This is a genomic window from Pseudomonas proteolytica (assembly GCF_007858275.1).
Lineage (GTDB): Bacteria > Pseudomonadota > Gammaproteobacteria > Pseudomonadales > Pseudomonadaceae > Aquipseudomonas > Aquipseudomonas proteolytica.
Map to the genome: position 1 here is coordinate 1 of NZ_VFEV01000098.1, position 579 is coordinate 579.

1 protein-coding gene is annotated in these 579 nt (G+C 61.5%); it reads left to right on the forward strand.

Going from position 1 to position 579, the window contains the following annotated elements; genetic code table 11:
• On the forward strand, positions 1–579 hold a 579-nt coding region (locus tag FIV38_RS29855), incomplete at both ends, for an RHS repeat domain-containing protein (RefSeq protein ID WP_146492610.1).

Here is a 579-nt window from a genome sequence, read left to right on the forward strand (position 1 = left end):
CCTGTTACTACAAGGCGACCGGCATTACGACTACGACGCCTTCGGAAACCTCATACGCGAACGCCGCGGCCGCGCGCAGCAACTGGTCACCGAATACCGCTACGACTGCCAGCACCGCCTGATCGGCCTCACCCAACCGGACGGCAGCCAGGCCAGCTATCGCTACGACCCGTTTGGCCGGCGCATCAGCAAAACCGTGGCGGGCAAGACCACCGAGTTTTTCTGGCAAGGCGACAAGGTCATCGCCGAACACACCCATGGCCAGCACCGCAGCTACCTCTACGAGCCTGACAGCTTCAGGCCACTGGCCTTGCTCGACGGTTTCGGGCCGGCCAATACACAGGTCTTCCACTACCAACTCGACCACCTGGGCACGCCGCAGGAACTGACCAGCGCAGACGGCAAAATCGTTTGGTCTGCCCATTACCAGGCCTACGGGAAAATCACCCGGTTGGATGTAGGCACGGTCGACAACCCACTGCGCTTTCAGGGGCAGTATTACGACCGGGAAAGCGGGCTGCATTACAACCGGCATCGCTACTACAATCCGGACAACGGACGCTACCTGACCCCCGACCC